The organism is Elusimicrobia bacterium HGW-Elusimicrobia-1 (genome assembly GCA_002841695.1).
Lineage (GTDB): Bacteria > Elusimicrobiota > Endomicrobiia > PHAN01 > PHAN01 > PHAN01.
Genome location: PHAN01000013.1, coordinates 1 through 23,619, shown reverse-complemented (window position 1 = coordinate 23,619; position 23,619 = coordinate 1). Strand labels below are relative to the sequence as shown.

The following is a 23,619-nucleotide window of genomic DNA, read 5'->3' as shown; positions in this document are numbered from 1 at the left end:
ATGTTACGAAGTTGTTACGAATGTTATATAATTTCTGCAAATGCCCTCACTGTTCTCAAAACTCGCCGTTTCATCGCCGCGTTCCGACGACGTTCAATATATCGCCCTGACACTTTCCGTTCCTCACCTTTCAAAGCGCAAACGAAAAATACTCGAGAATTATCAAAAAGCGTTCACGAAATGCGTGACTTTCTTTTTGGATAAATCCAGGGAACTCAACACTTCAAGCCCCTACAAGCTTCATATGATGTGCAACGCCGAGGCGCGCGAAAAATTCGACCTCGGTAGCGCCGCGATTCAATCCGCCCGAGACAAAGCCGTTTCTATGCAGCGGATATTCTGGTCGCGCGTGAGACACCGCAAACACACTACCCGTCCTGAAACCGCCGGGCTTGTCCCGATTGTATTAAGGCAGGACGCCTACGTCTGGGGCAGAACGCATCGCGGCAACCGCGTGATAAGATTTCTTATCGAAGCGGGTCGAAAAAAATATCTTGTCGTTCCCGTCTCTCCGCGGCCTTACGCGCTGAAATACCTCGACGCGGATTTTAAGTCCGGCCCCGCAGAGCTTTACCGCAAACCCGATGGCCGGTGGTGTTTGTCCGTATCGCTGAGAATTCTCATACACTATGATAAATTTTCGTCGGTGACGGGTGTCGACCTCGGCGTGCGGCACCCCGCCGTGACTTCGGGCGGAAAATTTTTTCGTTCGGGGGTTTTAAGCGGGATTTTTCACGGATTGACGGCCGGAAAATTCCAAAGCAGATCCGAAAGGCGAAAAAACATGAGGCGGGCCGACAATGTCAACCATCACATAAGCAGGAACCTCGTAAATCTGGTCATTTCGCAGGGAGCGGCCATTGCGCTTGAAAATCTCAACGGTCTCAAAGAGCGTTTGCTCGGACGAGGCGGCCACGACAGGAGCTTGCCGCCTCAGGTCGTATGGCGATGGTCTTACAGGCGACTGGCCGCGATGATAATCTACAAGGCCCGTCTCGCGGGCATAAAGTCGGTTACCGTCGATCCGGGCGGGACGTCGATAACCTGCGCCGTGTGCGGATGGCGAGCCGGCAAAAACAGGCCGTCGCCGGAAAAATTCAGCTGCGTCAACTGCGGCCACACCGTCAGCGCCGACCTAAACGCGGCCAGAAACATAGCATCAAGGGGCGCGGCTATGCTCGGCATTGCGCCGTCGCCGGCCGTCGCGGAGCCAAAAAAATCTTCGCAGGCGTCGCCGAACCCGGCGGATAAAGAAATAAATGAACCACGGGCGGAGGAATACCAAGTGTGAGCATGCTCATACTTGAAGGGCTCAAAAGGACAGAGCCCTATGGCGGCTAAGCGCGCACCGCAAACCTCAAAACCCGCAGAGCGGGAGCTCCGACGTTTGCCGTCCGGTGACAAGGCCGGACGACAGTCGCGGTTTTTTTGGACCGAGGCGCCGGAACTGGATGTCCCCTATCTATACCTCTGAAGTAATCAACCGGTCCGTGGTTCATTTATTTCTTTTCCTTTTTGACGGTGTGTTTGAATTTCAGCACGGCGAAGTTTACCTCGACGGTGAAAATTTCAATGGGCGGAGGCGGTCAAATTTTTTTACCACCTCGGCATTCTCTTCTTTTGTGAGTTCAAAAATATAGCCGTCAGGGAACTTAGCGGGATTGTTTTTGAGGGCTTTGTCATCCCGAGCACTTTTGTGTCACTGAGCTCTTTTATGTCATCCGGAGCACTATTTTTGTCATCCTGAGCGTAGCGAAGGATCCCATTTTTCCGTTACCGTGGATGCTTCGTTTCACTCAGCATGACAAAAGAATAAGCCCTCAGAACGACAACTGTTCGGGCGGCTCAGAATGACGCGTCCTTCAGGGGGTCAGAATGACACGGCAAGAAAGGCGTGTTAATGCAACTTACGGCGTTAACTCCCTCCAGTCCGGATTGACACTTTCAATCAGGGCGACTTTTTTTGCTCTTAACCATCCCTTGATCTTTTTCTCGGCGGATATGGCATCCATCGCCGAACCAAATGCCTCGTAGAAAACTAATTTATCGGCGTTGTACTTCTTGGTGAATCCTTCCACAAGTTTGTTTTTATGTTCGTAAATTCGCCGTTTTAAATCTCCGGTTACGCCCGTGTAGAGAACCTTATTTCTTTTGTTGGTCACTATATACACGTAGTATCGTTTATTCACAAACCGAGGCCTTCAGATTGTCATTCTGAGCAAAGTATTACAGTCATCCTGAGCGTAAAATAGTCATCATGAGCATTAATACGGTCGTCATGAATTTACCTGTCATCCTGAGCGATTTGTCATCCTGAGCGTAGCGAAGGATCTCATTTTTCCGTTACCGGGGATGCTTCGTTTCACTCAGCATGACAAAGAAATAGGCACTCATAAGACACCGCGAAGATATTAGACACCATTCATTAGATTCAAGCTGTTTTTCTTCCCCTCACTGACTCACACTTATATCATCCGCGTAAACGCGCGCTCCGGGAGCCGTGCTTTCGCCCTCGATTTTAAGAAGGAGCGAGCCGTCTCTTGAGGGTGTTCCCGAGAGCGTTAATTCTTCCCAGGTATTTGAACCTACCGTCATTTGCTGGCTTGAACTTACGCCGAGATTGGAAAGTGTGGCACGGGGTTTTTGGGCCGCGCCGTATTCGGCGTTGTAGCGAACCCAAACTTTGACTGTCGCAAGTTGTCCTGATTTTGCGGGGATGTCGTATGTCCAGTTGCCGTCGCCCACAAACCCAAACGATTTTGAGCCGGCGCGGATGGTGACTGACTCGGGATAACTTCCGGGTTTGGTGCGCCAGGATATTGTTGCGGAGTTGGATGAACCGGCGGTGTTATAGGACTGAATGTATCGGGAGTATTCTTTGTTGCGCTTGAGTCCGGTTTCTATCCAAAAAGTCGTGTCGGCGGTGCGCGTTGTGAGCAACCCGCCCGTCGAAGAATAAACTCTGAACTCGTCTTCCTGATAGTTGCCCGACGAGTTGTCCTGCCAAGACCAAGTAATTTTATCGGATGAGTTCGACGATGCGGATGTTATAACCGACGCATTCGGCACGATGGCGGGCGCAAAAAGATTATCAATATAAAAAGTGTTTGAGGCGGCGGCGTTTACTATCTCGATTATTATTCTGTCTATCGCGTCTTTGTTTGCGTTGCTCACGGCGGATATATCCCAATCTACCGTCTGATAATTATTCGCCGAGGTTACATTTGGCGTGATGTAAGTCGTCGTGCCACCGGAATCTCTGATGCCGATTTTGATATTGCTTCCGGTTCTTGTGGAACGGATGTCGAATTTGATTTGTGTGTAATTGGAGAGGTTTATCGTCGGAGAAACTGTTCTGGTGAGGGTTTTGTTGAGGCATATGTTTACTGGTGCTGAGGACTTTATCGCGTAAGAACCTTGAGTTCTAATGGTGGGTTCGGAGTATGCTATGAATGGCGCATATCTCACTATGACGATGCCGGAGCCGCCGTTACCTGAAGTGCCACTACCACCTGCGGAACCACCTCCGCCTCCTCCTGTATTTGCTACTGCGTGAGAAGCAGCTTGTTCAAGAGTGTTACCATTACCCCCTCCCCCTAATCCGCCAGAACCTGCTGGTGCACCAGATTGGCGACCACCACCTCCACCACCGGCGTAATAGATAGAGGTTCCCGAAATTGAATAGGCAAGACCGTTACCACCATTCATTCCTGAAGCAGCAACACCAGCACCTCCACCACCACCGTAATTACCACTTGCACCAGCGGTTGCTGCCGCCCCATTATTACCCTGCCCAGATATACCTGCCCCCCCAGCATAGTCTGAGTATCCACCACCACCACCAGAGCCACCATTTTGACCAACCCCCTGACTACCGCCACGACCACCACCTGTTGAGGTAATTAAGCCAAACACAGAATTTCCACCATTTGTACCTGCGGTTGGATATAAACCACCAGTACCACCAGCTCCAACCGTTACAGTAATCGCTCCTGTGGTAACAGCATAAGAAGAGTTGTAAGTCAAACCGCCAGCACCACTTCCACCGCCGTTTGTACCGCCAGAACCACCACCCGCAACCACAAGAACTTCAATATTACCACTACCGTTGGTAACTGTAAAGGTTCCATTCGAGGTAAAAGTATGAATCGTATATCCTCCTGAATAAGTTATAGTTCCGCCCGTCGCTGTAACGGAAGAATTGCTGACGTAGGCGGCTTGCGCGGCGGCGGTGGTAGTGTATTCCATATAGTCGAGTTCGAGGGGGGCAGCGGAAAGAGAGTGTTTAGTAAATAGTGAATAGAGAATAGTCAAAGCAAGTGCGGCGGCGAGGCGGCGGGCGAAACCATTATTGTCATTGCGGTCACCCGCAGGGTGGCGTGGCAATCTCTCCATACGCGAGATTGCTTCGTCATCAAGGGCAAGCCCTTGACTCCTCGCAATGACAATGGGCGAGAGCAGGGCTATGTGATTAAGAGTGGGTTCTTCACAATGACAATGGGTGAGGGCGGGGGCAGCAAGAAATCCCCCTGTATCTCCACATTTGTCATTCCCGAATGTTTTTATCGGGAATCCATTATTTTCTCTGGATTCCCGCTTCCGCGGGAATGACAGAACGTTTCTGTCACCCCGAGGGAGGATGTTGTGGATTTCGGAAAACAAAAACCCCGAAGCTTCGGGTTTCCTCGAACTTTCAGGTTTGCGGCTCAGGGGGCGTATCATAATTTGCTCCGGTGTGCGGAAGTGTCTCATCAAAGGGCGTATCATTAATGATTTCGAGAGCGCTATTTAACGGCGAATCCTATTTTCTTTCCGGGCACACGCGGCGCGGTCAAAAGTTTTTTAATGGCGTCAAACAGATATTTTATCTGCCCGTCGTGCTCTTCGACTTTTTTTTGAATATCTTTGTGCGTAGCGAGTATTTCTCTTAACTTAACGAAAACCCGAACTATCCGTATGTTTACTTGAACGGCTCTTTTGCTTCTCAATACTGACGAAAGCATTGCCACGCCTTGTTCGGTGAAAGCGAATGGCAACTTACGTGTGCCACCCCAACTTGATGTGCCATTTTGGCATATCAAGTTTTGCAGTTCTTCTTTCGTTAACTGAAACATAAAATCAATCGGAAACCTTTCAATATTTCGTCTTACCTGCCTGGTTAACTGACCGGTATCTACTTCATAAAGCTTTGCAAGATCTCTGTCAAGCATTACCTTTTGTCCGCGGATGATGAATACTTGCTCAACAATAACTTCTATCGGCGCCAAATCGCTCATAAATCCCCCCTTTTTCAAGAGCGCTCAATTTGTCATCCTGAGCGAAGCGAAGGATCCCGCCTTTCCGTCATCGGAGATGCTTCGTTTCACTCAGCATGACAGAAAACTACTCAGCATAACAAAAGAATAAGCCCTCAGAATGACGACTGCTCGGGGGGCAGAATGACACGTCCTTCGGGCGGCTCAGAATGACTTGGTCGGCGCCAAAGCTGGCATAAAACACCGGCAATCTATCCGGTCAACATGAAAATTGTAACGAAAACTTGTTACGAAGTTGTTACGAAATCTTTTTTGTTGTATTGTCCTTGCCACAATACCCAAAGAAAACACGACAAAAAAATAGGCCCCGCAAGGCGGGGCGGCTGCAAAGAACGAAAAAATTGTATCTATAAATTACCGACGGCAGGAAGCCGGAATCTCGGCGCGGGATGTTTCGACGCGGCGGCCGGCCCGGGAGCCGCTCTCTCTTCCGAGCCGCGTGCGCCGACGCTCGGAAGAGTTGCAGCGTCCGGATGGCTTCCCCGCTGCGAAGCCACGATGTCCTCGTCGCGCGACGGCGCCGCGCCGACTACGCCGGCGGATATCAGAACGTCGCGGAGCGATTCTCTTGCCCGCCAGAGGCGCGACATTACCGTGCCTCTGGAGACGTCGAGAATCACGGCGATTTCCTCGTAGGAGTAGTCCATCAAATCCCTCAAAATCACTATGCGGCGGTATTTTTTTGGAAGGGATAGTATCGCGCGTCTTACGGTTTTGCGCACCCGCGACACTTCTATACCGCGGAAAAAATCTTTCCGGGCGGAATCGGCGATGACGAACCGCGCGAGGTCTTTTGAGGCGCCCTCGTCGCCGTCGGCCGTCATTTCGTCGATGGAAAACGCCGCCACGCGCTTTTTATGAAGATGGTGCCAGCAGATGTTGAAGCATATCCGCCAGAGCCACGTATAGACGCTCGATGCCCCGCGGAATTTGGCGCGTTCTTTGTAGGCCGCGGCAAAAGCGGCCGCTACGGCGTCCTCGGCGTCTTCCTTGCATCTGAGCATTTTAAGCGCCGAGAAAAACAGCCGGTCTTTATGCTCGTCGACGAGACGCCCGAAGGCCGATTCCTCGCCGCGCCGGAACGCGTCCGGAAAATTATCGGCCTTAATTTCCCCGCCCGTATTGTTGGGGCCGTTTCCGGCGGATAATCCGGCCGCGCCGTTTATTTTATTCATCGCCGTTGTCCATTGAATAGCCCACGCCGAAAACGGACTTTATCAGGCCGCCGTACTTGCCGAGTTTTTTGCGTATGCCGACAATGTGCTTGTCTATGACGCGCGACATTATGTCCTCGGAAGGCGCGCCGATGTAGTCGTAAATCTCGTCGCGCGTGCAGGGCTTTCCGCACCTTTTCATCAGATAGAACAATATGTTGAATTCCGTCTGAGTAAGATCCACTTTGCTGCCGCCGTTGACGAAAACCTCGGAACTTTCGGTATTTATCCGGATTCCGGCGAATTTGAGCTCGCTTTCGGGCGAGGATTTTTTGACGGCTCTGTCGGATAACAGTCGTCTCCGGAGCAGCGCCTTTATCCGGGCCAGAAGGACATTCGGAGAAAAGGGTTTGAGCACGTAATCGTCGGCGCAGAAGTCGCCGAGACCGTTTACGATATCCTGCGTCGCGCGATAATGACCGGTTATCATTATCACCGGAATATTCCCGAAAGTTTTGTCCTGACGGAGAATTTTTATGACGTCCCAGCCGGAGACGGAAGGCAGGTTGAGATCCAGAATGATGAGGTCGGGCTTATGTTCGCGGATTTTTTCAAGAGGCCTGTCGGAATCGTCATAGTCCACCAGTTCAAAAGAGGCGTCCTGCTCAAGTATGGCGGCGATAAGATGCGTAATACCCGCGTCGTCCTCGAAGAGAAGAATTTTCTTTGCGGGTTCTTTCATCTTGCAGGGTGGTTCCAATTTCATGGCCATGTTATGACGAGTCCGTTTGCGTCGCGGTGTTGTACGGGGATGAGATTTTTTGCGCCCGCAACGAACGCGCCTCCTATTTGGATTTTTTCCCGCGAGAGTTTGATTCTCGACGGACGGAAGCCCATCTGTGTTATATGCTCGCCTTCGGGAGACGTCATAAGTTCAATGTCCAGGCATTCTTCGGCGGCAAGCATATAAAATCCTTCGCGCCCGCCTCCGCCTGCGCGCCTGTTAAAATCGCCACGGTCTATCTCTATCATCGCCCCGCCGGAAGAGATGTTGCGTATAAGACCGTCGAGTCCGCGTTTTTGGCCGAACCCTCCCATAATAGCGCCCGCAAGACGTCTCCACCCGCCTCTGGTCGAGCCGAAAACATCTTCGGCGTTTGCGATGCGGCATGAAACGCTCATTTCCGTGCGGTCGTGTGTTCTCTTGTTCATTGCCATATGCTCCCGTAATGTTTCGCGGTGGATTCGCGCGGCGCGCGCGCGACATACAACTGATTATGGCGGGAATTATACAGGCGCGACAATTACGGGCGCAATAGGCCGTGGGGACAATTGATTACCTATGGCCGATAGGAATAGGCAATAGGAAAGCAGACCGCCTCAAAGGAAAAAATTGAAACCGGTTATACGTTTATATCAGTTTGGAATCACTGCGAGTTTGCGACGGAAAGTCCCCCCGATGGACATCCCCCGTTTTAGATATGCGGCATCCCCCCGTTATTTGCTATATGAGACCTTTTTTGGACGCTTCGTTGACCGCGGCCGAACGACTTTGGACTTTGAGTTTGGCAAAGATTGAGCTAATCTGGTTCTTTACGGTGCTTGCGCTCGACAAAAGTTTTTTGGCTATGGCTTTGTTTGAAAGACCCTGCGCTATGAATTTTATGACTTCGGTTTCTTTGGGAGAGAGGAGTTTCGGCTGGTTCTTGTGGACAGCGCTCACGAGTTTGGCGGTAAGTTCTCTGGGCAGAACGACTTCGCCGTCCTGTACGAGACGAACGGATTTAATGAGCGATTCCGACGGAGCCGATTTCACCAGATATCCGGAGCATCCCGCGCGAACCGCCTCCATGACGTGTTCTTCGTCGTCGAGCATGGAGAGCATTATGATGTTCGTTCCGCCGAGCGCGTCGTCGGATTTGACAGCCGCGCACACTTTGTGTCCCGTCATGTCGGGCAGGTTAATGTCAAGAAGAATGACGTCGGGCATAAGCCGGCGGGCCAGGCATATCGCTTCGGCCCCCGTGCCGGTTTCTCCGACGACCTTGAAATCTTTTTCGAGCGAAAGTATTTTTCTTAATCCCTCTCTTACGAGTTCGTGGTCTTCGACTATGAGTATTTTTATAATAGCGGGTTTCATTTATTCAGTTCGCCGGTATTTCAAGAAAAATCGACGTTCCTTCCCCCTCGGCGCTTGTTATGATAAGTTTCCAGTTGTTGGCTTCTGCGCGGCTGGTCATATTTTTTATACCATATTTATCAAGGCGCTTCAAAGCGGTGTCCACATCGAAGCCCTTGCCGTTGTCGGAAATATTAAGCGTCAGCCCTGATCGCGCGCGGTTGAAATCCACTTTAAATTTTGACGCCGCGCTGTTGAATTTTATGTTATTGAGCGCTTCAAGATATATTTTTATGAGTTCTTCTTCGACGGGGGACGAGAAATCGTCCGGCAGATTGGTTTCAAATGCATAATCCATTCCGCCACCCTCTTTGACTTTTTGAGCGTAATGCCGCATAGCCGGTATCAGACCTTTTTCTATGAGTTTGGCCGGTGTGAGTTCCAGTATGATTTTGCGAATTTCTTCGATGGCAGTGTCCAGATATTTCTTGAGTTTAGGCAGTTCCTCGTGGCAGGAATCGGGTTTTTTGGCTATATACTCCGCCTGGAATATCGCGGCTCTTATTATCTGGATAAGACCGTCGTGAAGGTCTCTGGCTATTCGCTCGCGGTCGGTAAAAACCTTGTTGCGCATATTGTTGAAACTTTTTACGAGTATGCCGAGTTCGGCGGGGCCGGTCATTTTGATTTCGCGGGAGTAATTGCCCTCCGCGATGCGCCGCGCGGTAAGTTCCATTTCTTTTAGAGGACGTGTCACGAAAACGGCCAAAGCCAGAGCGAAAAGAAATCCCCCTACTCCCGCCGCGGCGAAGGATGCGCTCAATATTAATCTGGTGGCTTGTTTCCGCTGGGCGGTAAACTCGCCCACGGCGACATCGGCGGCCAGGATGGCCTCGACTTTTCCGTCGGGGCCGTGCAGAGGCGCGGCGGCCGAGATCCACTCGCCCCATTTATCCCGCACAAAATTTAAATTTACGGCCGCATGGCCGCCCATGGCCGACATGCACTCCGCGTATTTTTCCGGCGGCTCGTCGTAAAGAGATCCTATGGGCTGTCTCATTTCTTCCGGAGATATTTTTCCGTCGCCGTCGATATCTCTGTTTTCTTCGGGGTCGACGATAAAATACATTCTGTTGTCTTTTGCTATGCGCGCGGTATAGATATACCGCACGAACGGCGTGCGCGCTCCCAACCGATGCAGAATTTCGATTATATTTTTGTATTCGGGCAGAGCGGTGTCGGAAGGATTTTTTATTTTGTGATGTCCGAGCCGCTCTATATGGATGGACGCCGTGTTGACGACGGCAAGCGCCTTGTTGCCGAGTTGTTTTTTTACCAGACCGTTGGTGAACAAAGCCCACGACCCTATGCCCGCAAGAAATACCGTCCACAGCGCGAGCGTGGCGAAAAGCACTATGCGGAATTTCAGCCCGATTTGTTCTTTGTAACGAAGAATTCTTGCTATCGCGTTGGTCATTGTGTGCGGGATTTTTCGACGGGAGTTATGATTATCTCGACTTCGTCGGCTTCGTCAAAATACTTGCGCGCGGCGGCTTGTATGGAATCTTTGCCCAATGCGTCTATGTCGGACGAAAGTTTTTCATCGTAAGAAGGGTCCTTGCCCATTATTGTCCAGAATCCGTCGTAGAAAGCCCTGCGCGCGGCAGTTTGTCTCTGCAGTTTCCGGATGCCCGCCAGATAACGCTTCGTTTCGGCGATTTCATCGTCGAACAAACCGTTTTCTTTGACTTCGGAGATTATACGGCGCAGTTGCCGTCGGGCGGTTTCAACGTTGGCCGCATCAAGGCCTATGTAGAACGTGAACTTAGCGTCGGAAGCGCGGGTCGGATAAAGCGCGTTGACTTCATAGGCCAGAGATAATTTTTCGCGCAGTTCCCTGAAAAGTCGTCCGCTCATGCGCGATCCCAGGGCGCCCGCGATAAGCTTGAGCTCGGCGTAGCCCGCCTCTCCCACGCGCGGGGCCGGATAGGACAGCATAAGGAATGCCTGACGGAAGTCGTGTTTTTCCGATAACGCGGACTTCTTTTTGGCCGCCGCGGATTTCGAGGGCTTCATAACCCTTCCCGACGGCGCTCCGCCGAAACTGCGCTCCATCGCGGCACGGGCGTCGTCGGCCGATATATCGCCCGCCACGGTTATTACCATATTGTCCGAGGTATAAGTGCGCGCGTGCCACTTTATCACGTCGCCGCGCGATATTTTGACGATGGATTTTTCCGTGCCGGTTTCCGGCGCCGAGTACGGGTGGGCGTCTCCGTAGAATATTTCGTCCGAGAGATCGTCGGCTACGGTAAAAATACGGTCTTTGCGCGATCGCGCGGCCGCGATGGCGGCGGTTTTTTCTTTATCGAACTCTTCTTTCGGAAAAATCGGATTTATTATGACATCGGCCATAAGCGCGGCGGTTTCGGCGGCCTGCTCCGAGGACGACGCCGAGTCGACCATGGCATAGTCCTTGTCGGCGGAGGCCGATATGCTTATCCCTATTTTTTCGCAATCGTCGGCGATTTGCGCGGCGGTCCTGTTTTTTGTGCCTTTTGTGACGAGAGATTGCGTAAGATACGTTATTCCACTCTTGCCTTTCGGCTCATAGAGCGCGCCGCTTCGGGCGAAAACCGAAATGGCGACCACGGGGTGTCTTGGAATTTGGCGGTGGATTACTTTGAGTCCGTTCTTAAGTTGAAAGGTGTTCACTTCGCCTCCGTGGGATGCCGTGGTGTGTATAACAACGGACGCAAACGCCGCGATTGCGACCGTAGATATTTTTAATTTTGCGGATTTTGTTTCGCGTCCGGTCATTTTTTGGGTTCCGGCTCGACGGCCGACCAAACTTCCGCGCCGTCGGCAAGGTATTCGTTCATAAAATTCCTGACATCGTCCGCCGTTACGGCGTCTATTCCGGCCAGATATCTCTCGAGTATGGCGACATTGTCCGCTATACTCCAGTATCCGAGCATAGACGCTCTGTCGTGGGCCTTTTCGGCGCCGAACAGCCATCCGTTTTTTATGACGGCGCGCGCGCGTTTGAGTTCCTCATCCGACGGCCCTTCGGCGCGAAGGCGCGATATCTCGGAGGCCGCGGCCTCGCGCACGGCATCGAAGTTTTCCTTGTCGAATATCGCAGACACCTCGAAAATGCCGTCGCCTTTCTGGGCGTAGAAGTCGGCGCCGACGGCATAGACCAGGCGCATCTGTTCGCGGAGTTTTCTGTAGAGACGCGAACTCTGTCCGCCGCCGAGTATATGCGCGGCCACATCGGCCGCAAACTGCCTGTCGCTCGACGTATCGGGCGCAAGATATCCGGACGCGGCGTAAGTGTGCGCCACGCTTTTCGAGACCTTGCGGAGTTTTACTTCCGGCTTGACGGTTTCTTTAAGATTGACTGCCGGCGGTTTAACCTCTGAGGCCTGCGCGCCGAAGTATTTCTCTACGGCGGCCCGCATAGCCGCGGCGTCAAAATCTCCGGCGATAGAAACAGTCATATTCGACGGAGTATAGTATTTTTTGTAGTAGGCGATTATCTCGCCGCGGGACACGCCGGCTATGACTTTTTCGTCGCCGATTATGCGGCCGCGATAGGGCGAGGCGGAATACAGCGTTTCGGAAAGCAATTCGTAAAGTACGGATGTGGGACTGTCGTCGTGGCGCTTTATTTCCTCGATGACGACGGGACGCTCTTTTTCTATCTCGTCGGGCGGGAACGCCGCGTTGCTTACCGCGTCGGCCAGAATTTCTACGGCCTTGGCGGCGGCTTCCGACGGTGTGTCGATGTAATATACCGTGTATTCTTTGGATGTCCCGGCGTTTATCGCCCCGCCGGACGTTTCGACGAGACGGGATATCTCGTCTCCGGGAAATTTCTTTGTGCCTTTGAATATCAGATGCTCCAGAAAATGCGAAAGCCCCGCGGTTTTTTCATTCTCGTAAACGGAGCCCGCCGCCACCCACACCTGCACGCTTGTCACTCCGCTGCCGGACTCGGGACACAGCAGCGCGTTAAACCCGTTGGGAAGAGTGAAATTTTGAGTTTTAGACAGAAACCCGGGACTTGCCGACAAAATATTTGCGCTCATCGCCGCTCCGATAATGGCCGCAAGGGCGGTTCGCGCCCGACGGAGGGCGCGTTGGCGCCCGGCGGCCGATTTTTTACTGTTTTGAATTGCTTTCTTTTGTTTCATAAGCGCTCATGCGCCAGACATCGACTATGGCATAGGCGAGTATGGCTGCTATGGCCGCGTCGTGCCATACCATTTTGTTAGAGTAAGTCATCATAAATTCCCTTACGGCTTCCATGGGACTCATCCCGTCGAAGGACGTGTCGCCGGAGGCGCGCAGAACGAGGGATATCGCCAGCGCGAAATTCGCCCCCACGAGCAACGCGCCTTTTAAGAATTCTCTGAGATATATGTGCCCGGCTCCGGCGCCAAGAAAAACCGTCAGAACAAGAGCTATTATTCTTCGTTTCACGGATACTGTCCTACTTCTTTCGTTTGGCGGGCGCGCTTGATTTGGCGGGCGCCGCCTGCGGACGGGTATTCTTCCAGAGTTTGTCGAAATATTCCCGCAGTTGGCGTATGGCCTCGCGGTCTTTTACTACGACGTTGGCTTCCTGATAAAATCTGAAACCGCTCAGGGCGAAGTTCGCGGAACCCACGCCCGCCGCTTCGTTGTCGACTATAATCAGTTTGGCGTGAGTAATTTTTCCCGGCGACTCGAACCTGGCGTCTATGCCGCGCGCGACCAGATATTCCACGGCGTCCTTGTTTCCTTCGTTGAGACGCTCGTCGTAGCCGCTTTTTTCTATGAGTACGCGCACATTCACGCCGCGCTTGGCGGCGGCTTCAAGTTCGTCGACAAAATCCATCACTTCATTCTGCCCGCCCGTGTAGACCCTCATTCCGTATACGACTATGGAGATGTCTTTCTGCGCCCATTCGACGTATTCCCGCATCAGAGGATGATATGTTCTGTTCGGGGCGGCTATCGCATATGGGGTTTCCACCGGAGAGAGTTTTATTTCTTTGGTGGTATCGCGCCAGATGGCCTCGAAGAATTTTTCGTAGAGTTTGGCGATTTCGGGCGAGTCCACCAGGACGTTGGCCTCGTTATTTTCATTTATTGATTTGTAACTCAGATTTGTCGAGCCCAGCAAAGTTTTTTGGGAATCCACGACGACAAGCTTGCAGTGCAGAAACCATTCGCGCTTGGATACTTTCACGCCCACGCCGAGTTGAGTGAATTCTTTTACGGCATATTCGTTTTGCTGCAGAGAGCCCTCAAGAAGCACCCTGACTTTGACTCCCCGCTCGACGGCATTGTAAACGGCGTTTTTAATGAGGCGGGTGGTGGTGTCGGGATTCCACGAAAAATGACAAATGAGCACGGTTTTTTTCGACGAATTGATGAGGTCAAGAATTTCCTGCAGGTATTTGTCGTTTAAGACCGGTCTCACTTTTGCGGAGGTTTCAGATTCCGCCGCCGCGGGGCCGGCGCCGAACGACGCGACCGGCGCGGCGCAGGCCAGCGCGACCGCAAAGAGTGCGGCCGACGGGATATTTATTTTATTGAAGATACTGAATGTACGCATTGGCGAATCCCAGTTTGTCGGCGTGATCCACGACATCGGCATATTCCCGCCGCGAGAGTTTTGTTGAGAGCTCCGGATAATCGGACGCCTTGTGAGCGGGATGGTACTGCGACATTATGCTTATTTGAGTTTCCGTCGAGTGATCTTCGGCTATGTTGTCGAGCACCCGCTTGCTGTCCCGCGTATGCCCGGGCAGCACCAGATGCCTTATTAAAACGCCCTTCACGGCGATGCCGTCGGCCGAGAGTTTCAGATGGCCGGTTTGTCTGAACATTTCTTTGATTGCGGCGCGGTTTACGTCCGGATAGTCCGCCGCGCCGGAATACTTAAGCGCCGTTTCGCCGGACGCATATTTTGCGTCGGGCATATAGACGTCGACGAGGCCGTCGAACATTCGCAAAGCATCGGGACCGTCGTATCCTCCGGTATTGTACACCACGGGAATTGCAAGGCCGTTTTTCCGCGCCAGAATTATGGCTTTGGCGACCGGCGCGGCATAATGAGTGGGCGACACAAGATTTATGTTGTGCGCGCCGAGAGCGGCAAGCCCCGTCATTTCGGCGGCCAGACGCTCGACGGAAAAAATCCTGCCGTTGCCGAAAGCGCTTATCGGATAATTCTGGCAGAACACGCAGGAAAGCGAGCAATGCGCAAAAAATATCGTTCCCGACCCGCGAGTGCCCGAGATGGGCGGCTCTTCCCCGAAATGCAGATTTACGCAGGACACTTCGATATCCGGGCCCGCTCCGCAGAATGTTCCCTTTGTGTGAGACGACCGGTCGGCGCCGCAGGAATGTCCGCAGAAGCGGCAGGTCTCTATCATCGGAACATCTGCCATAATTTTATGATTGCCGAAATTGTCGCCGCGAGTGTCCAGAACACCAAAACCATTCCGGGCGAGGCGACCAGAGCCAGAGATTTGAGGCGTTCCGTGGAATAAATTTTCATTACCGCGGTGGACAGACGCCAGATAAAAAACAGGCGCAGCAGAATATCGGCGATTGAGGCGGCGGCCGGCGCGGAAACGGCGCGGGTTATCAGTCCGACGGGAAGGTATAACGCCAGAGCGGCGGCCGCTATGTTGGTTTCTCTGAGCAATAGCCGGGCTCCGGACGTGGTTTTCTCGCCCAGAAGATGTATAACCGGCGTCCAGAACACCAGAAAACCGGCGTAAATAATCATAGCACAAACAAAATCCGCGATGAAAAGCGACGCCCGCGACGATGATGCCATCGCAAGGCCGAGCCGCCAGCTGAAAACCGCCGCCGCGGCCACCGCGCACGATATGCCGAGGGTTGTCTCACTTTTTTGAAAGACGACGCCGTATATTCTGTCGAGAATATTTTCGTTTTCAGTCATAGAACGGCTCACTCCATCATATATTCAAATCTTACGCCCATACTCAGACGCGCTGCGGCCGCCTGCGCTGACGCCGGAAGGTCAAGCCGCGAAAACTGGCTCATCTCAAGATACTGCAAAAACTCTTCCCACGGCTCGCGCTCGGTGATTATGCGCGGCTTGCCTTCTATTTGCGATAATTTTGCGGCCATATCCACGGCGTCGTTGCGGTTGCCAAGTGCGTCGATTATTCCGGCATTTTTGGCCTGGGCTCCGGTGAATATCCTGCCGTCGGCGAACTCAAGGACTTTTTCGCGCGGCATACCGCGTCCGCGGACTATCGCCGAGACGAACTGGTCGTAGGCGTCGTTTATGATTCCCTGCAGCAGCGCGCGTTCCTCCGGAGTAATCTCCCTCGTAAGAGAGCCGGTGTCCTTGTACTTGCCCGATTTTACGGTTTCTATTTTCACTCCGATTTTTTTGAAAAGTTCCTGCGCCTGCATAAGCTCGAATATTACGCCCACCGAACCGGTCAGTGTGCCCGGATTGGCCATGATTTTGTCGGCTCCGGCGGCTATGTAGTATCCGCCCGACGCCGCTATGTCGCCCATGGATGCGACCACGATTTTGCCGGCTTTGCGGGCGTTCATTACCTCGTCGAAGATTTCCTGCGTGGCGGCGACGGTTCCTCCGGGCGAATCGATTCTCAGCACTATGGCTTTTACGTCGCCTCTGCCCGAGGCGTCCCGCAGGCGTTTTACTATGCGCTCCGGAGTTGCCGCGCGTCTGGAACCCCCTCGCGCGGATCTTATGGGGCCGTAAATGTCGATGATGTAGACGGCATCGAGAGTTTCGCGGAATTTCGGCAGGCCTGCAAACGCCTGTAAGGCGGTCTCGGAGGCCGGAGCGGGCGCGGGAGTTCTTACCAGAATGACCAGCGCGGCGATCAGCGACGCCGCGTAAAGGCCGGCTAAAACGGCAGTTATTTTTTTATCGATATTCAATGTGTCCTCCGACGGCGCCTTCGCGGACGCTCGGCGCGGCGCATTTACCGCGGGCTCAACAATCCGCAATCAGCGTTTTCCCCAGTTTAATTTTTCGCGGAGAGTGCCGAAGAATTTTTTCGACGGGTTTACCGCCAGAATAAATTTTTTCCGCGACGGGCGTATTTCAAATCCTCCGGCGAGTCCCTCGGCCACGAGACGTCCGTCGGCAAAGACCGAAAGCATTCCGCTTTTCGGCGGGCGTCTGATCTCGACGGAATGTTCCGTGGATATAATAAGAGGCCGCTGTGTGAGCGTGTGCGGGGAGACCGGCGTGATTATAATTGCTTCAAGATGCGGATGAATTATGGGGCCGCCGGCCGAAAGCGAATACGCCGTGGAGCCGGTCGGTGTGGCTATGATGATGCCGTCGCCGACGTAGTCGGCCAGAAATTCGCCGTTTACCCAAACTGAGAGCGCCGCGGGTTTGCCGGTTTCGACGCGTTTGACGACGCATTCGTTGAGCGCGAGTTCCACCCGGCCGGACGGCAGCATAATATCGAGCATGGTGCGTTTTTCCACGTCGAAGCCGCGACGGCTGAAATCATCGAGCAATTTGGTGAGTTCTTCGGGAGGTGTGTCGGCCAGAAAACCCATGCGGCCCATATTGACGCCCAGCACGGGCGTACCCGACGAAGCGGCGGCGCGCGCCACAGACAGCAGTGTGCCGTCGCCGCCCATGGATACTATCAGGTCGGAGGGCTTGACGGGGGAGCCGGTTTCTACGGTAAAGCAAGCTATTCTTCTGGCGAAGCACCATTTTTTAAGGCGTTTTACCGTCGATAACGCCTTCGGATGCGATATGCTGTGGTATACGGCTATTTTTTTTATTTTTTTCTTCATCATTGATATTCCCGATTTTTCCCGCCCTTGGCGGCGACGATAATTTCAGTATCATCCCGCCGTCACAGGCGATTCCGGCTTCAGCGGCGCCGGTATCGTCCAAAAAAATCATACCGCCGCGTTGTAATTGCGCCGCCGGCGATTTCGCGTTGATTATAGCATAATCGGGACGAAGCATTTCAAACAGCGAATCCACCCCCCGTCGGGCGCTTCTTGGAATTTTTATTATAAGCCCGCCGCCCGGATTGATTCGTTCGGACATCCGCCGCTCGAAAACCTCGTCGGCGCCCGACGTGAAGTATATCTTCATTCTTCCCGATACAAACAAAAGCGCCAGCGCGTTGCGGGACGTATCGGAGCGTCTGATTGCGGGATTCAGCGCGATTATCGAGGCGTCGCCCGCCGACATGCGCCAGGGAGCCCATATCTCGGACACCGGTATCTTTTTTTCTTCCAGCATTTCCATTAAAGAAAAGTATTCCGGCCACAGAGAAATTCCGGGATTGACGTAAACGCGTTTTACGCGCACCGCGCGTATTATTTCTTCAAGCGAGCCGTATCTTGAAAATTCAGGAGATGTCAGAAAAACCGCGTCGAGTTCGCGGATATTTTTTTTGCGAAGAAAAGGGATGTAGGAATCTTTTGCCGCGGAGCGCGAGGGATCCCAGAAGCCGCCCGCGTCGATAAGAATATTTCTTGCGTCCCGTGTCTCTATCAGCGCGCATTCCCCCTCGGAACTCAAAAAAGTCACTCTTGCTCCGCCGCGCGTATTCCAAAAATCCGACGGGGTTGCCGCAAGCGCGACGGCAAGAATCCCAATCGCCGCGGCGGCTGAGAGTTTCTTCATCTTCAGAAATACCGGAACAAAAACCGAACCCGAATACCACGCGATGCTCGATACCATTCCGGGAGAGGCGACGGGTATGGAGGCATTGGGGATGTGCGAGAGAAAATTGACCGCCGCCGATGCCGAAGTCAGGGCGACAGACGCGATGAGACCGCAGAATGCCGCCGCCGGACGGAATATAAAATCAAAAATTACCGCGGCTATTCCCGCGCCCAGGGCAATGCCTGCAGCCGGAATGACCGCGAGATTCGATATAAATGCCACCGTCGAGAATCGGCCGAAATACGACGAAACAAGGGGCGTGGTGAAAAGTTGGGCGGAGAACGACATCCAGATAATGCCCGCGACCCACGCGGCCGCGCGGTTGGAGATTTTAACGAAGGATGGTGTGTATTTTGAGAAGTGAATTATTCCGAAAGTCGCCGCGTAGGAGAGTTGAAATCCGGCCGAGAACAAGTCCGCGGGATTTGCGCTCAGCGTGACGATAGACGCCAAACCCAGCGCCTGATACGAGTCGTATCCGCGCCCGATGCCGGCCGAAAGCATAAGCGATGTGGCCATTACTGCGGCTCTTATGACGGGGGTGGTGCCGCCGGCCGCCAGAGCGTAAATCCATATAAATGGCAGCGCCAGCGCTCCGGCGTTTGTTTTCGACAGGCCGCTCAGCCGGAAAATAAACCAGAATATCGCCGCCACGTAACCGACGTGCAGTCCCGATATTACAAGAACATGCGCGACGCCGGCCAGGGCGAAGTTTTCCCTTAATGACGCGAAGCGTTCCAGGTCTTCGTCTCCGTCGGTGCCGTCGGAGGATTCGCCTATGAGCATTCTTGAAAGCAGCGCGGCCGAATCTTCGTCGGGGACGTGTTCGGCGACGGCGCGCAAAGTCGCGCCGCGCACGGCGTCGGCAAGGGAATTGATTGCGCCCGCGGGCGAAGTTATTTTTACGGGGGGCTCCGCATCCTGAGCCGACGGGTCGTCGCGCCCGCGGGCGGCGCGGAAAGTCCGGCGAATTCCGCGCGTAAGAAGATATGCGCGATAGTCGAACTCTCCGGGGTTGCGGGCGCTCCGCGGTTGGCGGAAATATCCGCGCAACTTTACGCGCGCGCCTTTCGCAAGCGGTATTCCGGACGCGGTTTCGGCGCGTTTGCCGTCGGCGGATTCGATGAACGCGGCGATTTTTTCGCCGTCGGCGGTCACGACGGTAAACCTTTTAATTCCTCTGGGCCTTTTTTGCGGCCAGTCGGCTATTGCGCCGGTGATTTCGCGGATAGCTTGGTTATTGTCCTTATTATTTTCGGTTTTCCCTGCGACGGAGAGTTCTTGTTGAGGCGGGTTTTCAGGCGGGAGCGGCACTATCCGTTCGGCGCCCCGAAGAAGAATGAAAGTTATCTGAACGACGGCCGCCCAAAATAACGGCCTTGCGCGGAACGCGCGGTAAACTCCGTCGACCATCCGCCGGAAGTCCCGAAGGTTTTCCGCCGGCGGCCTCACGGCGCGCTCAGTCCTGCGCGACGGCGATGTCGTCAGTGTAAAATCGGGCGCCTTCGTTTCTTGAAAAACCCTCTGTCGCAAGTATGAGCGAAGAATCCGCCGAGGGAGTTCCGCCGACGGTAAGTTTTTCCCACTGCGTAAAAGCCGCAGCCGTCGCGGTCGCGGAGGCGTTTACGCCGGGACCTTTGAGCGTGACTGACGGCTTTTGCGCCGCAGAGCCGTATTCGTCGCCAAGGCGGATGTAGACATCGACCGTGGCGGCCCGTCCCGTGACCGCGGGGACTTCCCAATTCCATACGGCATCCTCGTTAAATCCGAAGGCGAAATCCCCGCCTCGCTTGATAGCGACGGAACGGAAGTATTCCGGCCCGAAGTCATAATGTTCGAATCCCGCCTGAAGTTCGTAGCCGCCGCCTGTTATTTCGGAGACGTGAGTCGCGCCTGCCGAATGCATCGCGCCATATCCGCGTATGACGGAATCTCTCAGATGTCTTGACGCCGCCGCGCTGTCGGTCTGCGAAACGTCGACGGAAAAGTCACCGCCGGCCATCGGCGCGGCGCGTACGGACGTTGCCGTGACGCTAAAAATCGCCGCGGCCGCAAAAAATAACGCGGCCCACGATTTTTGGACGCCGAAGTTGACAAAATTGTCGATTTTCATTGCGGTGCGCTCCTCAATTTTGAGAGTTTCTTTAGCACAAACACCTTTTGTCCCACCATAAAAGGACAAAATGTCTGAACCGCGAAATAAAGCCACGGAAGCCGCGCCGACAAAAACCTGCCTATGGGCGGCACAAGCGGCCCGTTAAAAATTCCCGTCAAAACGGTTTTTTCGCCTACGCCGAAAAGTTTTTTCAGGCGGCGTTTCGTGAAAGCCCTGTATTCTTTGTTAAAAGGTTTGCCGACTACCCAATCTATAAGTATCAGACAGCCGCCGGTCTTAAGGGTTCTTATCATTTCCGAAGCGATGGCGGCGGCAAGATTTTCGTCGGTTAATTAAATAAACATCGTGGATTCGGATACTACGTCGAACGTGTTTGCGTCGAACGGGATTTTTGAGGCGTCCGCCCGGATGAATTTCGCGCACGGAAATACACGGAGGCATCCTTCTATTCTCTCGTCGAGTATGTCTATGCCCGCGATATTCTCCGGAAGAAAACCGAGTTTTACGAAATTGATTATGCTTGAGCCGGTTCCGCAACCCACGTCTAAAAGTGTCGACTCGGCCGGATTTATTTCCGTCGAAGCCATGGCGCGAATAAATGCTCTCTCCTGCGCCAGCAACTGAAAAATCCCGCTTTTGTCTTTGAGCGGATTGTTTCTGTCCGGGCCTTTTTTAGCGTAGTAGTTTTTGTACCACTCGCGAGTGGAAGTTTGTATGTCGTTGTTTTTCATCAGTGTTTGATTATGTAATTGACATATGCGTTTACGGGGCGGGTTTCGTTGCCGCCGGTACCTTCTATCCAGCCAGTCTGGAAAGTTCCGCCGCTCCGACTATTCGCGCTTATTGACAGGTATTTTCGGAGAGAGGCCGTAACTCAGATAGTCGGTGAGTCCCGGAACATCGTATTCGGAACCCGCCGGTATTTCCTTATGCGGACGACCTGCAACTATGTCGCCCTCGTCCATTCTCTTGATGATTTCCGCCTGTGCCTGAGCTATGCGCTTCATCCCTTTCCATCCGAGCGTAAAAAAACTGTCTTTTTTTTCTATCGGTATGGTTTCCTGAAATATCAAATCGCCTGTATCCACTCCCGCATCCAAGTAAAAAACCGAATAGCCGACGTGGTTGCTTAGTCCTTTATAAAGAGCCCAAAAAGTGGAATGGCTGCCGCGATATTGAGGTGTGATGCCGGGATGGCCGCCTATTGTCAGTTTGGTGGAAGGAATTTCGCGGACTTGTTTACCGACCCAGTATCCGGTGTGTGCGACAAAAACGTCGGGATTGAGTTCTCTCAGCCATTTAATAGTGGCGGCGGAGGAATAGTCGGTCGTGAGGTGTATCGGGCATCCACATTCGGCGATGATTTTTTCCGCTTGACTCTCGTTGAAAATGTTTCGGAGCGCCACGCGATCTTTTCCTGCATTCAGAGCGAGATAATACAAGCGTCCGAGTATTTGATTGAGGGTTTTCAGCAGTCCCCGACGGCGCACGTTGCGTATGGTATGCGTCAGTGGCACGCCCATCGTTAGTTTATCCGCCGTGCAAATGCCGACCACATTTGCTCCGCTCGCAATCAATGTGGCGCACGTCGCCTTATGCCACACCCGCGGACCTACCAGCAATACCACTCGCAGGCCGTTCAAACGTTTTGCTTTGTGTTTGGCGCCCGCCGCGCCGGCGGACTCTATGGGAACGGCGTGTTTCTCCGTAATATATTTATACGCGGGATAAAGCAATGTCTTTGTTACTTTTTTCAATCGCCGGACGGCCATTTCCGAAGCGAAACCGTATCCTTGCGCCAGGCGTTTAACTTTTTTTGCCGGAGTTCCCGCTTTCGGACACACCCTGCCTATACACGTTAAATTGCCTATTCGCCAAGAATACATAGTCGGCTCGGAAGTAAACAGATACAAAAAACCTTCCGATGCGACGACCTTTTCGGCCGAATTGTTCAAATCTCCCCCTGGAATCGAGGCGCATATTATTCTCTCTCCGATTATATCTTCCAGGATCGCCCTGCTTTTCCGCCATTCGGCGAGCATACTTTCGGGTGGTAAATCTTTGAAAATATCCGGATGAGTATGCGAATGCGACCCGATTACGTGACCGCGCCGGTTCAGTTCTTTTATATCGGCGCGTGACACGAAATGGCGCGAGCCAATCATCCCCGTGGTTATAAAAAAGTGGCCCTTCCATTCGCGTTTATCAAGTGTATCGGCGATAAACATGGCCGATTTTCCTCCATCATCAAAGGTCAACGCTATGTCCAAATCGGCGCGCTTGAATTCCGTGGATACGAGCGCCGGCGCGCGACCGGCGGCGGCTATGGCGTCAAGATGGTTCATAAATTCCATTGACGTATGTTTATACGGCAGGGCGGAGGGTCTTTGGAAGCCGCTTAGAGCGGGGTCGTCGGTTACTTCGTGGTAAAGAAACGTGATTAATCGAGTCGCGGATGTAAACATATTATTTACAGTCACCTTCAGAGCTTTATTTGCGCCGTCCTTTTTTTAGTTCATCTATTTCTTTTTGCTGTTTTTGAACGAGAGCGGACAACTCGCGGATCGCCGCCGTAAGCACCGCTTCGTAGCCGCTGGGATTATAGGTGTAATATCCGTTTGTGTCCTGTCCGATAAATTCAGGAAAAATCTCTTTCATTTCCTGAGCGACGAAGCCGTATTTAACGCCGGGGTCGTCGCCGAATTTCTTTTTACGCAAGTCATTCCATTCGTATTTAACGGGACGCAGGGAATTTATTTTGTCGAGAATATTTTCGACGTTTCCTTTGATATTTTTTAATCTTGCGTCGGATAAATCCGCCCAGGAGGTGCCTCCTGCCGTCTTGCCGGCAGAACCGTTCACTTGGAATTTATTGCCGCTTAACTTAACATCACTTCCCACAACAACATATCCGTCGGTTGAAACCATTAGTGTGAATCCGCCGATTGTGTGGCTTGCGACAAATATATAAGGTTTGTCAACGGCGCTGCCGATAATATGCAGGTTACCTTGCGGCGACGCGACCCCGATACCCACATTCCCCGAAAACGTCGCGCTCGAAAATGACACCGACGACTGAAAAACCGACGGTGCGGTGAAAGTTTTCACTCCTCCCACCGTCTGATTCTCCGCTCTTGTCGAGACGAAAGCGTCGAACGCGCGCGTTCCAAGCGCGGCGGAGTTCTGCGCGTAAG

General features: G+C 53.0%; 24 protein-coding genes. 2 read left to right on the top strand and 22 right to left on the bottom strand.

Translation table 11 applies throughout. The features are described from left to right. Positions 1-40: 40 nt before the first annotated feature. The gene (locus tag CVU77_07230; protein PKN01052.1) at positions 41-1,291 is read left to right on the top strand and encodes a hypothetical protein; all 1,251 of its coding nucleotides are present in this window, start codon (positions 41-43) and stop codon (positions 1,289-1,291) included. 160 nt (positions 1,292-1,451) lie between these two features. After that, positions 1,452-1,640, top strand: a complete 189-nt coding sequence (locus tag CVU77_07225) for a hypothetical protein (GenBank protein ID PKN01051.1) — start codon at positions 1,452-1,454, stop codon at positions 1,638-1,640. A 267-nt stretch (positions 1,641-1,907) separates the two neighbouring features. Here the strand turns inward: CVU77_07225 and CVU77_07220 are convergent, their stop codons facing one another. From CVU77_07220 to CVU77_07115, 22 genes are all read right to left on the bottom strand, one after another. Then, positions 1,908-2,189, bottom strand: a complete 282-nt coding sequence (locus CVU77_07220; GenBank protein ID PKN01050.1) for an excinuclease ABC subunit C — start codon at positions 2,187-2,189, stop codon at positions 1,908-1,910. Between the two features lie 262 nt (positions 2,190-2,451). Further along, on the bottom strand, positions 2,452-3,468 hold the full coding sequence (locus CVU77_07215) for a hypothetical protein (GenBank protein PKN01049.1): 1,017 nt from the start codon (positions 3,466-3,468) through the stop codon (positions 2,452-2,454). A gap of 1,316 nt (positions 3,469-4,784) precedes the next feature. Further along, on the bottom strand, positions 4,785-5,276 hold the full coding sequence (locus tag CVU77_07210; GenBank protein ID PKN01048.1) for a DNA-binding protein: 492 nt from the start codon (positions 5,274-5,276) through the stop codon (positions 4,785-4,787). Positions 5,277-5,662: 386 nt separating this feature from the next. Next, on the bottom strand, positions 5,663-6,490 hold the full coding sequence (locus CVU77_07205; GenBank protein PKN01047.1) for a hypothetical protein: 828 nt from the start codon (positions 6,488-6,490) through the stop codon (positions 5,663-5,665). Continuing rightward, a complete protein-coding gene (locus tag CVU77_07200; GenBank protein ID PKN01046.1) occupies positions 6,483-7,241 on the bottom strand; it encodes a DNA-binding response regulator in 759 nt (252 codons plus the stop codon). The genes CVU77_07205 and CVU77_07200 overlap by 8 nt, the downstream gene beginning before the upstream one ends. Then, positions 7,232-7,681, bottom strand: coding sequence for a hypothetical protein (locus tag CVU77_07195; protein ID PKN01045.1), 450 nt, complete (start codon positions 7,679-7,681; stop codon positions 7,232-7,234). The genes CVU77_07200 and CVU77_07195 overlap by 10 nt, the downstream gene beginning before the upstream one ends. A 292-nt stretch (positions 7,682-7,973) precedes the next feature. After that, positions 7,974-8,609 carry a DNA-binding response regulator gene (locus CVU77_07190; protein ID PKN01044.1) on the bottom strand — a complete coding sequence of 212 codons (636 nt, stop codon included), beginning with the start codon at positions 8,607-8,609 and terminating at the stop codon, positions 7,974-7,976. Between the two features lie 4 nt (positions 8,610-8,613). Next, on the bottom strand, positions 8,614-10,065 hold the full coding sequence (locus tag CVU77_07185; GenBank protein ID PKN01043.1) for a hypothetical protein: 1,452 nt from the start codon (positions 10,063-10,065) through the stop codon (positions 8,614-8,616). Beyond that, positions 10,062-11,606 carry a hypothetical protein gene (locus CVU77_07180; protein PKN01042.1) on the bottom strand — a complete coding sequence of 515 codons (1,545 nt, stop codon included), beginning with the start codon at positions 11,604-11,606 and terminating at the stop codon, positions 10,062-10,064. Before CVU77_07180 ends, CVU77_07185 begins: the two co-directional genes overlap by 4 nt. Continuing rightward, entirely contained in the window at positions 11,405-12,787 is a 1,383-nt protein-coding gene (locus CVU77_07175) for a hypothetical protein (protein PKN01041.1), read from the bottom strand. The genes CVU77_07180 and CVU77_07175 overlap by 202 nt, the downstream gene beginning before the upstream one ends. Next, complete coding sequence (locus CVU77_07170) at positions 12,756-13,076, bottom strand: hypothetical protein (GenBank protein PKN01040.1); 321 nt, start codon at positions 13,074-13,076, stop codon at positions 12,756-12,758. The genes CVU77_07175 and CVU77_07170 overlap by 32 nt, the downstream gene beginning before the upstream one ends. A 10-nt stretch (positions 13,077-13,086) precedes the next feature. Further along, entirely contained in the window at positions 13,087-14,238 is a 1,152-nt protein-coding gene (locus CVU77_07165; protein ID PKN01039.1) for a hypothetical protein, read from the bottom strand. Continuing rightward, on the bottom strand, positions 14,171-15,019 hold the full coding sequence (locus CVU77_07160; protein PKN01038.1) for a radical SAM protein: 849 nt from the start codon (positions 15,017-15,019) through the stop codon (positions 14,171-14,173). Before CVU77_07160 ends, CVU77_07165 begins: the two co-directional genes overlap by 68 nt. Beyond that, positions 15,016-15,555, bottom strand: a complete 540-nt coding sequence (locus tag CVU77_07155) for a hypothetical protein (protein PKN01037.1) — start codon at positions 15,553-15,555, stop codon at positions 15,016-15,018. The genes CVU77_07160 and CVU77_07155 overlap by 4 nt, the downstream gene beginning before the upstream one ends. 8 nt (positions 15,556-15,563) lie before the next feature. After that, positions 15,564-16,607: a signal peptide peptidase SppA gene (sppA, locus tag CVU77_07150; GenBank protein ID PKN01036.1), complete on the bottom strand. Its 1,044-nt coding sequence runs from the start codon at positions 16,605-16,607 to the stop codon at positions 15,564-15,566. Beyond that, positions 16,608-17,423, bottom strand: a complete 816-nt coding sequence (locus tag CVU77_07145; protein ID PKN01035.1) for an NAD(+) kinase — start codon at positions 17,421-17,423, stop codon at positions 16,608-16,610. Then, positions 17,341-19,722: a hypothetical protein gene (locus CVU77_07140; protein PKN01034.1), complete on the bottom strand. Its 2,382-nt coding sequence runs from the start codon at positions 19,720-19,722 to the stop codon at positions 17,341-17,343. The genes CVU77_07145 and CVU77_07140 overlap by 83 nt, the downstream gene beginning before the upstream one ends. Before the next feature lie 46 nt (positions 19,723-19,768). Beyond that, positions 19,769-20,422 carry a hypothetical protein gene (locus CVU77_07135; GenBank protein PKN01033.1) on the bottom strand — a complete coding sequence of 218 codons (654 nt, stop codon included), beginning with the start codon at positions 20,420-20,422 and terminating at the stop codon, positions 19,769-19,771. Further along, entirely contained in the window at positions 20,419-20,718 is a 300-nt protein-coding gene (locus CVU77_07130) for a hypothetical protein (protein ID PKN01032.1), read from the bottom strand. The genes CVU77_07135 and CVU77_07130 overlap by 4 nt, the downstream gene beginning before the upstream one ends. A gap of 39 nt (positions 20,719-20,757) precedes the next feature. After that, positions 20,758-21,156: a hypothetical protein gene (locus CVU77_07125; GenBank protein ID PKN01031.1), complete on the bottom strand. Its 399-nt coding sequence runs from the start codon at positions 21,154-21,156 to the stop codon at positions 20,758-20,760. A 99-nt stretch (positions 21,157-21,255) separates the two neighbouring features. Continuing rightward, positions 21,256-22,890 (bottom strand): hypothetical protein, encoded by a 1,635-nt coding sequence (locus CVU77_07120; protein ID PKN01030.1) that lies wholly within the window; start codon positions 22,888-22,890, stop codon positions 21,256-21,258. Positions 22,891-22,915: 25 nt separating this feature from the next. Further along, on the bottom strand, positions 22,916-23,619 hold a 704-nt coding region (locus CVU77_07115; GenBank protein PKN01029.1), incomplete at its 5' end, for a hypothetical protein.

Bases quoted from the DNA above. Each gene is read 5' to 3' on its own strand.
- CVU77_07120 (PKN01030.1), bottom strand. From the start codon at position 22,890: ATGTTTACATCCGCGACTCGATTAATCACGTTTCTTTACCACGAAGTA.
- CVU77_07195 (PKN01045.1), bottom strand. From the start codon at position 7,681: ATGAACAAGAGAACACACGACCGCACGGAAATGAGCGTTTCATGCCGC.
- CVU77_07205 (PKN01047.1), bottom strand. From the start codon at position 6,490: ATGAATAAAATAAACGGCGCGGCCGGATTATCCGCCGGAAACGGCCCC.
- CVU77_07160 (PKN01038.1), bottom strand. From the start codon at position 15,019: ATGATAGAGACCTGCCGCTTCTGCGGACATTCCTGCGGCGCCGACCGG.
- CVU77_07125 (PKN01031.1), bottom strand. From the start codon at position 21,156: ATGAAAAACAACGACATACAAACTTCCACTCGCGAGTGGTACAAAAAC.
- CVU77_07165 (PKN01039.1), bottom strand. From the start codon at position 14,238: ATGCCGATGTCGTGGATCACGCCGACAAACTGGGATTCGCCAATGCGT.
- CVU77_07200 (PKN01046.1), bottom strand. From the start codon at position 7,241: ATGGCCATGAAATTGGAACCACCCTGCAAGATGAAAGAACCCGCAAAG.
- CVU77_07155 (PKN01037.1), bottom strand. From the start codon at position 15,555: ATGACTGAAAACGAAAATATTCTCGACAGAATATACGGCGTCGTCTTT.
- CVU77_07140 (PKN01034.1), bottom strand. From the start codon at position 19,722: ATGGTCGACGGAGTTTACCGCGCGTTCCGCGCAAGGCCGTTATTTTGG.
- CVU77_07190 (PKN01044.1), bottom strand. From the start codon at position 8,609: ATGAAACCCGCTATTATAAAAATACTCATAGTCGAAGACCACGAACTC.
- CVU77_07210 (PKN01048.1), bottom strand. From the start codon at position 5,276: ATGAGCGATTTGGCGCCGATAGAAGTTATTGTTGAGCAAGTATTCATC.
- CVU77_07180 (PKN01042.1), bottom strand. From the start codon at position 11,606: ATGGCTGTTCGGCGCCGAAAAGGCCCACGACAGAGCGTCTATGCTCGG.
- CVU77_07135 (PKN01033.1), bottom strand. From the start codon at position 20,422: ATGAAAATCGACAATTTTGTCAACTTCGGCGTCCAAAAATCGTGGGCC.
- CVU77_07225 (PKN01051.1), top strand. From the start codon at position 1,452: ATGTCCCCTATCTATACCTCTGAAGTAATCAACCGGTCCGTGGTTCAT.
- CVU77_07175 (PKN01041.1), bottom strand. From the start codon at position 12,787: ATGAAACAAAAGAAAGCAATTCAAAACAGTAAAAAATCGGCCGCCGGG.
- CVU77_07230 (PKN01052.1), top strand. From the start codon at position 41: ATGCCCTCACTGTTCTCAAAACTCGCCGTTTCATCGCCGCGTTCCGAC.
- CVU77_07185 (PKN01043.1), bottom strand. From the start codon at position 10,065: ATGACCAACGCGATAGCAAGAATTCTTCGTTACAAAGAACAAATCGGG.
- CVU77_07145 (PKN01035.1), bottom strand. From the start codon at position 17,423: ATGATGAAGAAAAAAATAAAAAAAATAGCCGTATACCACAGCATATCG.
- CVU77_07130 (PKN01032.1), bottom strand. From the start codon at position 20,718: ATGATAAGAACCCTTAAGACCGGCGGCTGTCTGATACTTATAGATTGG.